Source organism: Bradyrhizobium sp., assembly GCF_004799405.1.
Taxonomy (GTDB): Bacteria; Pseudomonadota; Alphaproteobacteria; order Rhizobiales; family Xanthobacteraceae; genus Bradyrhizobium.
Window position 1 is genome coordinate 50,978 of the sequence record NZ_SSMW01000138.1, and the last position, 13,860, is coordinate 64,837.

13 protein-coding genes are annotated in these 13,860 nt (G+C 59.3%); all 13 read left to right on the forward strand.

The genetic code is table 11. The features are described from left to right. Positions 1-135 precede the first annotated feature (135 nt). On the forward strand, positions 136-1,680 hold the full coding sequence (locus tag E7813_RS21920) for a cytochrome C (RefSeq protein WP_291577365.1): 1,545 nt from the start codon (positions 136-138) through the stop codon (positions 1,678-1,680). Positions 1,681-1,710: 30 nt separating this feature from the next. Next, complete coding sequence (locus E7813_RS21925) at positions 1,711-2,481, forward strand: outer membrane beta-barrel protein (protein WP_291577366.1); 771 nt, start codon at positions 1,711-1,713, stop codon at positions 2,479-2,481. Positions 2,482-2,542: 61 nt separating this feature from the next. Then, positions 2,543-3,187: a c-type cytochrome gene (locus tag E7813_RS21930; protein ID WP_291577367.1), complete on the forward strand. Its 645-nt coding sequence runs from the start codon at positions 2,543-2,545 to the stop codon at positions 3,185-3,187. Then, positions 3,184-3,846 carry a c-type cytochrome gene (locus tag E7813_RS21935; protein WP_291577368.1) on the forward strand — a complete coding sequence of 221 codons (663 nt, stop codon included), beginning with the start codon at positions 3,184-3,186 and terminating at the stop codon, positions 3,844-3,846. Before E7813_RS21930 ends, E7813_RS21935 begins: the two co-directional genes overlap by 4 nt. A gap of 366 nt (positions 3,847-4,212) precedes the next feature. Then, positions 4,213-4,821: a thermostable hemolysin gene (locus E7813_RS21940; protein ID WP_291577369.1), complete on the forward strand. Its 609-nt coding sequence runs from the start codon at positions 4,213-4,215 to the stop codon at positions 4,819-4,821. Further along, the gene (locus tag E7813_RS21945) at positions 4,805-6,271 is read left to right on the forward strand and encodes an AMP-binding protein (protein WP_291577370.1); all 1,467 of its coding nucleotides are present in this window, start codon (positions 4,805-4,807) and stop codon (positions 6,269-6,271) included. Before E7813_RS21940 ends, E7813_RS21945 begins: the two co-directional genes overlap by 17 nt. 211 nt (positions 6,272-6,482) lie before the next feature. Then, entirely contained in the window at positions 6,483-7,157 is a 675-nt protein-coding gene (locus E7813_RS21950; RefSeq protein ID WP_291577371.1) for a response regulator transcription factor, read from the forward strand. 2 nt (positions 7,158-7,159) lie between these two features. Continuing rightward, positions 7,160-8,518 carry an ATP-binding protein gene (locus E7813_RS21955; RefSeq protein ID WP_291577372.1) on the forward strand — a complete coding sequence of 453 codons (1,359 nt, stop codon included), beginning with the start codon at positions 7,160-7,162 and terminating at the stop codon, positions 8,516-8,518. A 419-nt stretch (positions 8,519-8,937) separates the two neighbouring features. Beyond that, positions 8,938-9,606, forward strand: a complete 669-nt coding sequence (locus E7813_RS21960; protein WP_291577373.1) for an iron-containing redox enzyme family protein — start codon at positions 8,938-8,940, stop codon at positions 9,604-9,606. A 172-nt stretch (positions 9,607-9,778) separates the two neighbouring features. Beyond that, complete coding sequence (locus E7813_RS21965; protein ID WP_291577378.1) at positions 9,779-11,317, forward strand: glycosyltransferase family 39 protein; 1,539 nt, start codon at positions 9,779-9,781, stop codon at positions 11,315-11,317. A 66-nt stretch (positions 11,318-11,383) separates the two neighbouring features. Beyond that, a complete protein-coding gene (locus E7813_RS21970) occupies positions 11,384-12,148 on the forward strand; it encodes an SDR family NAD(P)-dependent oxidoreductase (protein WP_291577374.1) in 765 nt (254 codons plus the stop codon). A gap of 46 nt (positions 12,149-12,194) precedes the next feature. Next, the gene (locus E7813_RS21975) at positions 12,195-12,854 is read left to right on the forward strand and encodes a tetratricopeptide repeat protein (RefSeq protein ID WP_291577375.1); all 660 of its coding nucleotides are present in this window, start codon (positions 12,195-12,197) and stop codon (positions 12,852-12,854) included. A 59-nt stretch (positions 12,855-12,913) separates the two neighbouring features. Next, positions 12,914-13,570, forward strand: a complete 657-nt coding sequence (locus tag E7813_RS21980) for a class I SAM-dependent methyltransferase (protein WP_291577376.1) — start codon at positions 12,914-12,916, stop codon at positions 13,568-13,570. The last annotated feature ends 290 nt before the right edge of the window (positions 13,571-13,860 follow it).

Here is a 13,860-nt window from a genome sequence, read left to right on the forward strand (position 1 = left end):
TTGCCGAAATGTCTCGCCACCGCGAAATCCGGTCCGGTATTGATATTGGCTTAGCCGCGCTTTCGACGCTTGCACTACTCTCATCAGCGTGAACGACTCTGCACCAAGAGCCGTGAGCGACATGGATAGCGCGCGATGCGAAGTGACCGCTTTACCCGACGCTTCGGAAACGGCAGTAACTTGCTCGCTGCGGTCGCGCTTGTTGCTGCGCTGAGCGGCTTTCTTGCGATCGGCTTTGCGCCGCCAGCGCAGGCACTTCCGAGTTTCGCGCGCCAGACCGGGCAACCCTGCGGTACCTGTCATACCGATTTTCCTGCGCTTACCCCGTACGGCCGGAGGTTCAAGCTGCTCGGATATACCGCCGGCGGCGGCGAATTCCGGACAACGCCGTTCTCATCGCAAACCGGCCGTGACGCGCGGGCGGAGCTCGACAAGCTGCGCGGGTATGTGAAGGCACTGGATCCTCAGCCCGACAACCAAAAGGAATACGTTCCGCCGGTCTCGATGATGGCGATTGTCGGCTACACGCACACGCAGGGACCAACGGTGGCGCCGCCGACAGATCCTTACAGCGCGAACGATAATGTGGTGCTGACGCCATTCAGCGGTTTCTGGGGCGGAGCGATCACCGACAATATCGGCGCTTTCGCTCAGGTCACCTACAGCGCGCCGGATCCCTTGTCCGCTTTTTCGGGTACGCCGGCAGACCAGTTCAAGCATACCTGGTCGTGGGACAATGCCGACGTTCGCTTTGCCAGCACCGCAAGCATCGGGTCTCTTGACGTTGTCTACGGCATTACCGCCAACAACAATCCGACTGTCCAGGACTTGTGGAACACTACGCCGGCATGGTCCTTTCCCTACGCCGTATCGTCGCTGGCTGGCACGCCTGCCGCAAGCACCATGATCGAGGGCACGTTTGCCGCGCGTGTCGGCGGGGTCGGCGCCTATACGATGATCAATGACCTGCTTTATCTGGAATTGAGCGCTTACAGGACGCTGTCTTTCAGCCAGCAGAATTCGCTCGGTATGAATCCGTTCGACGGGCCGGGACTGTTCGGAGGCGTGGCGCCGTACTGGCGCGTCGCGCTCGAACCGCATTGGGGCAGGAATTCCCTGATGTTCGGCACGTTCGGAATGTATCTCGAAGTGCATCCGTGGCTCGATCCAACGTTCGCGACGGGAACGACCGCGACGCTGTCCCAATCGGACAAATTCACCGATATCGGCTTCGACACGCAATATCAGTATCAAGGCGACAATTACTGGCTGACGCTACGTGGCAGTTATGTTCGAGAGTCTCAGCGGCTGGACGCGAGCTTTGCCAACTTTGCTTCGGCCAATCCGACCAACCAGCTCAATAGCATGAAGTTGCAGGCCTCGTTTGCCTATGGCGGCGACAACAGGATCGTTCTGACCGGGCAATATTTCAACATCTGGGGTACCGCCGACCCATTCTTGTATACGAATGCCGCTGACCCGACCGCCAACACCCCGAACAGCAACGGCTGGATGGCGGAGATCGCCTATATCCCGTTCGGCCTCAGCAAATCGTTCGGCTGGCCGTGGTTCAACGCGCGGATCGGTCTGCAGTACATCTACTACAACAAATTCGACGGCTCCACGATCGGCGCCCACGACAACAACACCCTGTTCCTCCACGCCTGGTTTGCCATGTAGGCGGGCTCGCCCGCAGACGGAGATCGTCCGATGAGAAAACTGTCTTTTGCAGCCGTCGCGGCGCTGGTGATGTCCATCGCGGCACCCGCGCGCGCCGCCGACCTGCCGCTCAAGACGGAGACGCCGTTCGCAGCGCGGTTCAGCTGGACCGGCTGCTATCTCGGCGGCCATCTTGGCGGCGGCTTTGCCCGCAAGGACATTACTGACCCGGTAGAACTGGTGCAGGATTCATTCGGCGCCGGCCCGACAACCGGGATCACCACCGCCAGCCCGGCGCCAGGGGGCGTCGTAATCGGCGGACAGATCGGTTGCGACTACCAGTTCGCCCCGTCCTGGGTGGTCGGCATCGAAGGCGCCGCCTCGGGCTCGACCATGAAGGGTTCCACGACTGTCGGGCTCCCGCTCGGCAGTCCTGATACGGCGTTAGTGCGGGCAAAAACCGATTTCCTCACCGGCGTGACCGCGCGGGTCGGTTACGCGTTCGACAATGTGCTGCTTTACGCCAAAAGCGGCGTTGCCTTGGCGGCAGACCGGTACGATGTCAGCGGTTCATTCGTCGACATTCCGTTCGGCTTTACGGGCCTGGAAAACCGCATTGGCTGGACCGCGGGCGGCGGCGTGGAATGGGCGTTCTCGCAGCATTGGTCCGCTAGCATCGAATACGATTATTATGGGTTTGGACACCGGCTCGTCACGATGTCAGACCCGACCAATGTGTTCCTGGGCAACGTAGAGGTCAGACAGAACATCCAGGTGGTGAAGGCCGGACTGAACTTTCACATCTGGGGACCTGGCTGGTGATGGTCTTGGCCCGTTCAAATGAGGCGGACATCGTGTCAAGCGGCTGGCGCGGAGGCGGATCATGAAGGCGACCGGCCTGTGGTTGGTGTTGCTGGCGGCAATGCTGACGGTGATTTTTACCGCGACCGGAAACGCGCAGTACAGGGCCGCGCCTGCACGGCAAGGCGGCCTTGAGGCCAAGCTTGAATATTGCAAGACCTGCCACGGACTGTCGGGGCAGGGTTACATGGGATATTTTCCGATGCCGCGCCTCGCGGGACAGCAGCCTGATTACATCGAGGCTCAGTTGCGTGCCTTCATCGAGAGGCGGCGAACCAACCCGATCATGTTCAACGTCGCGCATGTCCTGAGTCCATCGATGCTGACGGCCTTGGCGACGCATTTCAGGGGTCTTAATCCGAGGCCGTTCGGTGGAGCGCCAAGGGGATCGCTGGCCGAAGGGAAAAAAATCTTTGAGGAAGGGTTGCCGGAAGCCAACGTTCCTGCCTGCTCCGCCTGCCATGGCACCGACGGCCACGGCCAGAACGAAATCCCGCGGCTGGCGGGCCAGCTCTATCCCTACACCGTGGGCCAGTTAAGCGGGTGGAAGACGGAGCGAGGTCAGGGTTCGGCGGTTGACACATCCGCCATCATGGCGCCGACCGCGCACAATATGACGCGGTCACAGGTTGAAGCGGTCGCCGCCTACGTAAGTAATCTGCCGTGAGTGCTGCCATCTTAAATATCGCCGACGAATGCATGAGGCGCGAAGGCTTGAGGGTCATGAAGCGGATCGGATTGAAAATAGCGATCCTGGCGATTGTCGCCTCAGCCGTTCCAGCCTGGGCGGGTGAGAGCGGGAGCGCCAGCATCCGCAATTGCACCTGGTGTCACGGGACATCGGGGCAGGGCTATATGGTGGCGCCGCGTTTGGCCGGACAGCGGCCACAATATATCGCGGAACAGCTTCGGAGTCTTCGCGAGCACACGCGAGACAATCCATTTTCGAGGCAATATATGTGGGGCGCCGTGGCGGCTTTGGGTCCGCGTGAGGCGCGCGATTTGGCCATTTATTTTGCAGCGCTACATCCTAAAGCCGCCAACGATGGCAACAGGGATCTCGCCGACAGGGGCAGAACGATTTATCTGGAGGGAATCCCGGAAGCCAACATTGTGTCCTGCTATGCCTGTCACGGTCCGAACGCCGAGGGGGTGAGAGGCATTCCTCGCCTGGGAGGACTGGCCTATTTCTATTTAAAGGGCCGGCTTGAACAATGGGGCGAGGGATATCATTCGGAGAGGGACTCTCCGATGCCGATGGTCGCAACCCATCTAGGCCCGGATGAGATCGAGGCGCTCGCCTCGTATCTCAGCTTCGTCAAATAGACTGCGTTACTGGATCGGGCATCGAGCGCTTCCAATGCCGACGTTGCTTGGCCACCATGCCCCGGCATGGCCTAGTTCAGTAACCGTCGCTCGTATTTCAAGAGCAGCTTCTTGATCTCGGCCAGATTGATCAGCGCATCGGCAACCGTCAGCACCCTCAGCCCTCTGGCGCGGCTTCAATCCGCATGGCCTCGGCAATTTGTGCGTCCGCGAGCTTCTTCAATTCGTCCGGGCTCAACTGACTATTCGATGCAGGTCGTGCCATCGCTGAAGTATGATGTAACGAATGGAAACGTTGGATTAGCAAGTTCCACAAATAAACCGTAATTTAGAATAATTCTAAATCCTGTGAATTCAGGAACTTCCATGAAACCGCAGGGTCGCGCGATTTGCGAAATCGTTGTGATTCGCGAGGACGGTGCGTTACGCGGTCTTGCCGAAACGTTTATTCGGGAAGTCTATACTGCTCAGTATGGCGCGCAGCTCCAGGCGTTTCCTTCCCGCATTTTTGCCCTTCTCAACGACCGCGAGAAGATAGTTTGCGCCGCAGGCGTTCGCCTCCATGATGACGGCTTCTTTTCCGAACGCTACCTCGATTCTCCAATCGAACAGGTATTGGGCGTAACGTCAAAGCGCACAATTGCGCGGGACGAGATCTTCGAGGTCACAACGCTCGCGAGCCAGGCGCCTCGCGCGACGGCGAGTTTCATCGAGGCGGTGGGAGCTTTCGGCGAAAGCCGCGGCTTTCTGTGGTCGTTCTTTACACTTACTCGCCGGCTTTATCTGCTGGTTGATCGACTAGGTCATCCTTTGACACATTTGGCCGACGCTGACTATCGCCGGATGCCAGACCACGAACGATGGGGCACATACTACGCCTCGGAACCGAAGGTCTTTGCGATCCCGAGTCCTCGCCTCGCGCTTGAGCGCAACGACCGGCAAGGTACGGGATCGCGTTATGCGGAAGCTGTTTGACGCGATAAGCCGGCACGCCATGAAGGCCGGCGATAAAGCAGCGGTAAGCGATAGCGATCGGGTAATCCATCGCGGTGAGCTTCTGGCCAAAGTGATTGGCGTTGCCGCGGATCTCAAGACTCAGCCCGGCACGATTGGAATTCTGGCGCCAAACGGCATCGATTGGGTAATCGCTCAGCTTGCCAGCGCGCTGGCCGGCAAGATCGCTGTACCTCTCCCGACCTTCTTCAGTCCGACGCAACTCGGTCACGTCGTGCGCAACGCGTCGGTGGGGCTGATCCTCACGAACGAGCAAACCAGGCCGTTAACGCTGCAGTCGGGCGTGAAGACCAGCCTGATCGGCGATCATGTCGCGGCAACGGGTTCGCCAGATCCAGTCGATGGATTCGGGCAGATTATTTATACTTCAGGCAGCACGGGTCAGCCCAAGGGCGTTCGTCATGAGAGCGGGCAGATCGCATGGTCGGCTACAGCCTTGGCGACGGCAACCGGAGCGACGTCGGAAGATACTTATCTTTCGGTACTGCCTTTGCCGCTGCTGCTGGAGACGATCTGTTCAATATTTATTCCGGCAATGTTGGGCGCTTACGTTCATTTCGATACCGCTCTGGCTGAACGGGTAGGTCATGGCGATGCGAAGGGAATCTCGAAAGCCTTTGATCTAAAACAACCCACGACCAGTGTCGTGGTGCCACAATTGCTCAAACAGTGGGTGGGAGAACTTCAGGCCGCCGGCATTCGTGGGCCTGCTTCGCTCCGTTTCGTGGCGGTCGGAGGTGCACCGGTTCCCCGGCAGGTGGCTGAAAAGGCGTGGCAGTTGGGAATTCCCGTCCACGAAGGCTACGGCCTTTCGGAATGCTGTTCGGTCGTCGCGGTCAACCGGCCGGGCGAGCGTTGTGCCAATACTGTCGGTCGACCGCTCAACGAACTCGATGTGTCGATCGACAACGGCGAAATCGTTGTCGATGGACCCTCGATAACCGACGGATACCTCGGACAGGGACCCGCACAACGGCCTTGGCGGACGGGCGATCTGGGGGCGATCGATCAGAACGGCTTTCTTACGATCCATGGACGCAAGGATAGCCTGATCGTCACATCGTTCGGCAGAAACATCAGTCCCGAATGGGTTGAGACCATGCTGCTCGGTGACCTGCGCATTGCATTCTGTGCGGTCGTCGGGCACGGCGAGCCCTATTTAACGGCCGTCATCATTCCATCCGGCCCGGGCGAAAGCTGGTTTGCCAATTCGAGCTACGCGGACGTGCTGAGCTTGATTTCAGAGTGTTGTTCGGGAGCCCCCGAATACGCAATACCCCTCGCCTGCATCGTAACGTCGCTCCAGGAAGCCGCGGCCCACCGGCTTTTGACCAATGGGCGACCAGCCCGGAAACAAATCGAGACATTCGTCGGCACCAAAATGCCGTCTGTACCCACCGTAAACATCTAGTGCCTTGTCGAAGCGCCTGGGAAAATTAAAGATGCGTTTTTACGATTGTTCGATAACCGAGACCGCCAAAGACCGTGATGCATTGATGGCGATACCGATCGTGCAGCACGCGATTCGGCACAACGAGCCAACCGGCCAAAATGGCAGGCGCTAACGTTGCCATGAGATACGGCAACAGGCTTGTTCATTGCGGCAAACTGCTGGCTGTGTAATGCGGATTCTTTTGGTTGAGGATAATTCGCGTCTCAGGGCTATCATTAGCCAAGCGTTCACCGGCAATGGTTTCGCGGTCGATACGGCGGAATGCGCCGCCGACGCCGAGGCGGCAATCCAGGCTATTCCCTACCTGGCGGTAATTCTCGATCTCGGATTGCCGGACCGGGATGGAATGACCGTTCTCTCATTTATTCGGGGCAAGGATCTCACCGTGCCGGTGCTGGTGTTGACCTCGCGCGACGGCAAGGAAGCTGTGATCGACGGGTTAAACCGGGGAGCCGACGATTATCTCGCCAAACCCTTTGACATGGATGAATTGATCGCCCGGACCCGGGTTTTGCTGCGGCGTCCAGGCCGGGCTCTGAGTGGAACGCTGTCCGAGCAGAACGTCGAATTCGACACTGTCGAGCGGCGGGTTCGAATCAATGGGACAGAAATTCTGTTTAGCCGGCGCGAACTGACCGCACTTGAACAGTTCATGCGCCGCGGCAATCGACTGATCGCCAAGGCCGAAATGGAGGAATCGCTCTACGCCTTCGGCGACGAAGTGGAGTCCAACGCCGTCGAGGTGTTGATCCACCGGCTTCGCAGGAAGCTTTCGACCGCGCAGGCTTCGCTTGAAATCCACAACGTACGCGGGGTCGGCTACATACTGGCCCGCAAGGCATGACTATGCGTTTGCGCGGCACGGTGTTCTGGCGTCTTGTGGTTGGCTTGGCGGCCGTCAGCGTGCTCGCGATGGCTGCCACCGCAGCATTCTTGTATGTGCGGTTTGACTCGATTGATACCCGGTTTCGAGACGATACGCTGCGCAGCTTCGCGGAAAACCTGGCACGCGATATTCAATCATCGCAAGAGCCAATTCCGATCGCTGTCCAACCCACGGGTGCGCGCATTTCCGAAGCAGGGGGAACATTTGCGATAGTTTCGCCGACGCAGGGCGTGGTCGCCGGCTCCGCCGGAATCAGTGCGGCTTTGTTTCCACTCGAGCCGGTGAACGAGCGCCTGTTTGCCCTGCCGAGAATGCTGAGAAATAAGCGGCCCGTCTACGGACTCTCCTTCAGAATTAACGGGCCGCAACCGTTGTTCGCGCAAGTCGCCTTTCCGTCCAGTCCTGTACTGTACGATTCTGTGCTGGAGGAGTTTATCCAGGATGTGGCATGGATTTGGTTCGTGTTTCTGCTCGTCATTCTGGCAACCAATCTGGCGGTCGCGCGAATCGCCCTGAAGCCGCTCGACGAAGCGGTAGAGCAAGTCGAGCGAATCGGACCTGGAAGCGTCGCCATCCGGCTCACGGAAGGGAAACTGCCAGGTGACGTCCTTGTCTTGGTGAAGGCGGTGAACCACGCGCTGGACCGGTTGCACAGCGGGTTTCGATCGCTGGAAGAGTTCGTTGAGGATGTGGCGCACGAGCTGCGGACGCCTCTCGCCGTGATCAAGGCCCAGCTTGCGGTCTCGGAGATGCCGCTAGCCCGGTTGCTCGAACAGGACTTTTTGAGGATGGAGCGGCTGGTCCAGCAACTGCTCGACCGAATGAGGCTGAACGGCATTCGGTTCGAGGCCGACGACATAGTCGAACTCGGGGAAGTGGCAAGAGAGGTAGTGGGCTTTCTTGCGCCCCTTGCCATCGCCAAAGGCCGCTCGATCGAAGTACTTGGCGGCGAAATACCGGTTCAAATCGTTGGGGCACGGGACTATATTTTTCGGGCGCTGCGAAATCTTATCGAGAACGCGATAGAACACACGCCAACGAATTCCATTGTCTCCGTGATCCTCACCGGCGCTCCATCGATCGCGGTGCGGGACCACGGACCAGGCTTTCCGGCCGCCATGCTGGCCGCGCAAGGGCGCCCGCCAGAGCCGTTTCGCAGTGGCCGCCAAGGCGGCGTCGGCTTAGGTCTGTCCATCGTCCAGCGCACGATGATCGCCCATGACGGCGAACTTGAAATTGCAAACCATTCTCAAGGAGCGCTCGCGATCATGCGGTTTTCATCCGAAGATCGGCTTCTTGGCCGATCCGCCGCAGAATAGTCGTGTTTTTAACACGAAGCAGCCTTGACGCCGTAAGTGGCGCGTAAGTCTGGTGGCGCATGGGGTCGCCTGTCTAGCGTGGGGTGCGCTGGCAGGGAAATGCTTTGCGAATGTTGACGAAAGCTGCGATTGATTTCGGCGATCCGTCGCGGATTGCCCCCGGACGCTTCGTCCGAGCATGTCTTGTCCCCACTGATGATGGTCAGCCAACGGTTTTCACACCCTGTCCCTCGGTCATCGCCGACGTACGCGATGAAACCCGGCATCCAGTCGAGGCTTCTTTTCAAGCTGACGTCTCGCAGGCGGAAGCCCTTGCAACCGTGACTCCTATGCTCGCGATTGATCCCATGGATTCAGGATAGCGGATAAGACCTGGCCTATGCGGAAGCTGTTTGAACGCGCTGACGGAGAAACGGAATATGAGCTTTTACGATCATCTGATCGACGAGACCAGCAAGGACCGCGAGTCATTTCTGGCGATACCGATCATCCAACACGCAATCCGGAATGGTGCGCCGCGCGGTCTTTACCTCGACTTCCTGACCGAGGCCTATCACCATGTGAGGCACACTTTCCCGCTTCTGGCGTTGGCCGCATCGCGCACCTCCGACGAGCGCTACCAGGACGCCCTGGTCGAGTACATGAAAGAGGAACGCGGTCACGAGAAATGGATTCTGGACGATATCCAGGCAGTCGGCGGTGATCCGGCTGCGGTTCGAACCGGCATCCCGGGCATCCCCTGTCAGATCATGGTCGGTTACGCCTATTACGCCATCGAGCATCTCAGCCCCTATGCTTTCCTGGGCAGCGTGCACGTCCTCGAGGGAATGTCGGTGTTGCTGGCGGACAAGCTCGCTGACGCGCTGAAAAAATCACTTAGTCTGGAGAGCGACACTGGCTTTACCTACCTTCGTACCCACGGCTCTCTCGATACCGATCACGTCGCTTTTTTTCGTAAACTTGTCGATGGCTTCGATGACCCCGCCACCCAACGCATCGTCGTCGACAACGCCAAGATCTTTTATCGTTTGTATGGAGCGATTTTTCGGGATCTCGGCACCCGCGCGGAGCTGAGCAATGCAGCCTGAACAAAAGCTCGTCCCGGTCACTGCCGCGGGCTCCGGTATCAGCCGTGCACTGTGCGTCGAGGCGGCGCAGCGCGGGATGGCGGTGACGATTGCCCTGCCCCGCAGCAGTAGCACCAAACCGGACAGTTCTGCCTTCCGGCAGGTGGTGACCGCTGTTGTCCTGATTGCGGCGATGACGGCGCTGCGGGTGGTTTACGCCAACCTGCTCGATCTGCGCGTCGATGAGGCCTATTACTGGACCTGGTCGAAGGAGAACGTGCTTTCCTTCCTCGATCATCCGCCGATGGTCGCGTGGTTCATCCGCTTCGGCACCGCGATCTTCGGCGACACCAATTTTGGCGTCAGGTTCGCCGGCATCGTGGCGATGCTGGTGACGCAATTGCTGCTCGCCGATATCGTCCGGCGCGTGACGCATGACATTCGCGCGATCGTGCTGGCGGTGCTGATGCCGGAAGCCGCACTTTACTACGGGCTGCTGATGGCCAACGCCTCGCCCGACGTGGCGCTGATCCTGTTTGCGGTGGCGATGATATGGGCGCTGGTCCGGCTCAACCAGAGCAACGATGCGCGCTGGTGGCTGGCCGCCGGCGTGTTCGCCGGGCTGGCGCTGTTGTCGAAATTCACCGCCATCATGATGCTCCCGGCGGTAGCGGCCTTCATGCTGGTGCCGGACTGGCGCCGGCGCTGGCTGAGGAGTCCCTATCCCTGGCTCGCGGCACTGATCGCCGTCGTGTTGTTCCTGCCGGTGCTGATCTGGAACGCCGAACACGACTGGGCCTCGTTCCGGTTCCAGTTGGTGCGCGTTACCGCGATCCGCGAAATGTCGTTTCGCACCGTCGGCGATTACATCGGCCTGCAATGGGGGCAGGTCGGATTTGTCCTGTTCCCGGTGGTTTTGTTGGGCCTGACGTGGACGGCGTGGCGCGGATATCGGCGGCGTGAGCCGGTGGCTATCCTGCTGTCGACCTTCGTGATCGTTCCGTTCTGCTATTTCTTCTGGAGGTCGCTGAGCTTGAGGATCGGCGAGACCTGGCCGATATTCCTGTGGCCGGCCGGATTTGCCGCCACCGCCATCAGCATCGCGATGCTGCCGCGGGAAGGCTGGCGGGCATCGACAATCAAATCGACCATTTCCTGGACCGTCGCCGCGATCGTCACCGGTGTCGTCACGGTCGTGCTGGTGTTTCTTTATTATATCGCGAGCCCGTGGAATTTCCTCGGCAGGATCGATCCGATCGGTGCCGACGCGGGTTACCGACAGCTCGCGGATCGCGCGCAGGCTGAACTGGAAAAGACCGGCGCGAGCTGGATCGCAACCTCGGACCATCGGACCTACGCGATGCTGCGCTGGTACTTCAACGGCCGGGTGCCCGTGATTCAGATCAACGAGCGTAGCCGGTTCATAGGCTTTCGCGATCCCGGCATGAGTTCGGTCGAAGGGCATGCCGGCCTCTATGTCGCGCGCCAGCCCGACAAGGCCGCTCCACTATGGGCGACCACGACGGCGGCAAGAGAGCCGCTCGAACGGGTGGAGCGGCGCTGGCGCGGAATCGTGATGGATACCTACGCGCTGGAAAAAGTGACCGGCTGGACCCCGGAGCTTGCGCCGCCGCCGGGCTCGCCGTTCTATTCCTGGCCGCTACTGGCAGGCGATGCTCATCCACCATCGCGCGTTGTCGCTTTGGCGAAGCACGTGCAGTCATTTAGATGAGAACGAAACATTTATGCGGATGTCACTCGGCGTTCCACCTTGTGGCAAATAACGCGGAGTTGAGTAATGCAGCCTGAGCAAAAGCTCGTCCTCATCACCGGAGCGGGCTCGGGCATTGGACGCGCCCTTTGCGTCGAAGCGGCGCAGCGCGGGATGGTGGTGGCGCTTTGCGGGCGCCGCCAGAACGCGCTCGAGGCAACCCGTGCGCTGCTGGGAACCGCGGCCCCACATTTTATTATTCCGGCGGATATTACGCGGCCCGAGGATCGAAGCGTTATCGTCGAGCGTATCAGGAATCAGCGAGGAGCGCTCGACATTCTGATCAACAATGCGGGCATCGTGGAAGGCGGCCCACTGGAGACGTTGGACGACGCTACGCTGGCCCGAACGTTCCAGACCAATGTCATGGCGCCGATATCGTTGACGCGGGATCTGATGCCCTTGCTGATCGCCGCAGTGCCATCGCGCGTTGTGAATGTCGGCTCGATTTTCGGTGACATCGGGTATCCGGACTTCACCTGCTATTCCGCGGCGAAATTTGCGTTGCGAGGTTTCTCGATTGCGCTGCGCCGCGAATGGAAACGGAAGGGAATTGGCGTGACCTACGCCGCGCCGCGCGCCACGCGAACCGATGCGGCCGTCGCGTTTACTGACCTCATCGCCAGGACCAAAATGAGTATGGATTCGCCGGAACAGGTCGCGGGACAAATCTGGCGGGCGATAGCGGCCGGACGTGATTCCGTTTACGCGCCGGCGCCGGAACGATTCTACGTTCTCATCCAGCGGCTCTTTCCACGCATCATCGACTGGTCGCTGCAGCGGCCTTCATGACATTCGCCGATCCTGTCAACCGGAACCGACAATAAGGTATTGCCACATGACCACACGCAGAACCGTCCTCGTATCCGTATTGCTGGCAACGACCGGTTTCCACGTGATACCCGCCCTGGCGGCGGACGCAGCGGATACGGAAGTCCATCGGCTGCAATCGACCTGGGAGGCGATCAAGTTTAGCGTCCCCGAAGGGGATGAGCAGACCAGACAAATGAACGCGCTTGGCGAAGACGCGGATGCCGTCGCTGCGAAGTTTCCCGATAGACCGGAAATATTGATTTGGGATGGCATTATCACCAGCGAGAGGGCCTCGATGGCGAGCGCGTTCTCTGCGCTTGGCCTTGCCAAACGTGCCCGCGACATCCTGGAACAGGCCTACAAAATGGCTCCCGCCAAGCTCGATGCGGGCGCTACGACAAGCCTCGGTGTGTTGTATTATCGTGTTCCGGGTTTTCCGATCGGTTTTGGCGACAAAGCAAAAGCCCGCCAGTTGCTGGAGCAGGCCGTCAAACTTGCACCCGCTGGACTGGACGCCTGGTATTTTTATGGTGACTTCCTTTATGAACAGAAGGAATACCCGAGGGCTGCCGAAGTATTTCGTCACGCGCTCGGCCTGCCTCCACATCCTGATCGACCGGTTTGGGATAAGAACCGCCGGCTGGTTATCGAGGAGCGGCTTGCCAGCATCGCGGCGAAGCAGTGAAAAGCAGCCATCAGAACCCGTCGCGGAGTGGCAACGTCATCCCGAGCTCCGGTCACGCCTTGGATCGGCTGTGGCATGCTTTAGGTGCGCAGTTGCGGCATCCGTCTGGCGCCATCGGATCCCTGCTCGGTTGGCTTATGGCAATTGCCAATAACGAACCAAACAGGTTGGCGATCGATGCTTTAGACCTCCAGCGAGACGACCGGGTGCTCGAACTCGGTTTTGGGCCGGGTTGGAGTCTGAGGACAATTGCGGCGCGCATCCCCGATGGGCAGGTATTCGGAATTGACCAGTCCGATCGGATGCTGCAGCAGGCTGCCAACATGAATCAGGCGGCTATTGCGAAGGGGCGAGTAGTGCTTTCGCGGGGGACGTTCAGCCCGCTTCCGTGGATCGATTCGACGTTCAATAAGATCCTCCTGGTCAATGTTGCGTATTTCTTCGATTCCAATGGCCAGGATATGGCCGAAATTTACCGCGTCCTGAAATTGGGCGGCCGCGTCGTCATCTATGTCACGTCTCGCGAAACCATGAGTAAGTGGCCATTTTCCGGTCCAGAGACGCATCGAATCTATGATCGCAATCAGCTCTTCGATCTGCTGGAAGTCGCCGGATTTAGGCGATCGGACATCAAGATAGAGGATTTACAACTTCCTCTCGGAATAAAGGGGCTCTTGGCGATCGCGGTAAAGTCGCGCCGCCTGTCTTTGTGTTGAGGTCGCTTTGGAAATGCCACGGTGCTCCTCACGCTGAATACGGCCGGCTCGATAACCCGGGAAAGAGAGAAATCGCATCCGGTCTATTTCCGAATTACAGAATTTCGCTTGACTGGTTCGAGATTCTGGATTACAGAAACCACGTTCCGCCCACAGAGGGGCGTTGCGCAACGTCATCAACGCGCGGCGGGATGCGGTGGACGCGGATGGCGCTTTGACGAACGCGCTTGAGGCGGACGGCGAAGTCGTGTGGTCCTGACACCCCGACGCTGGTGTCAAGTCGGCGGAGT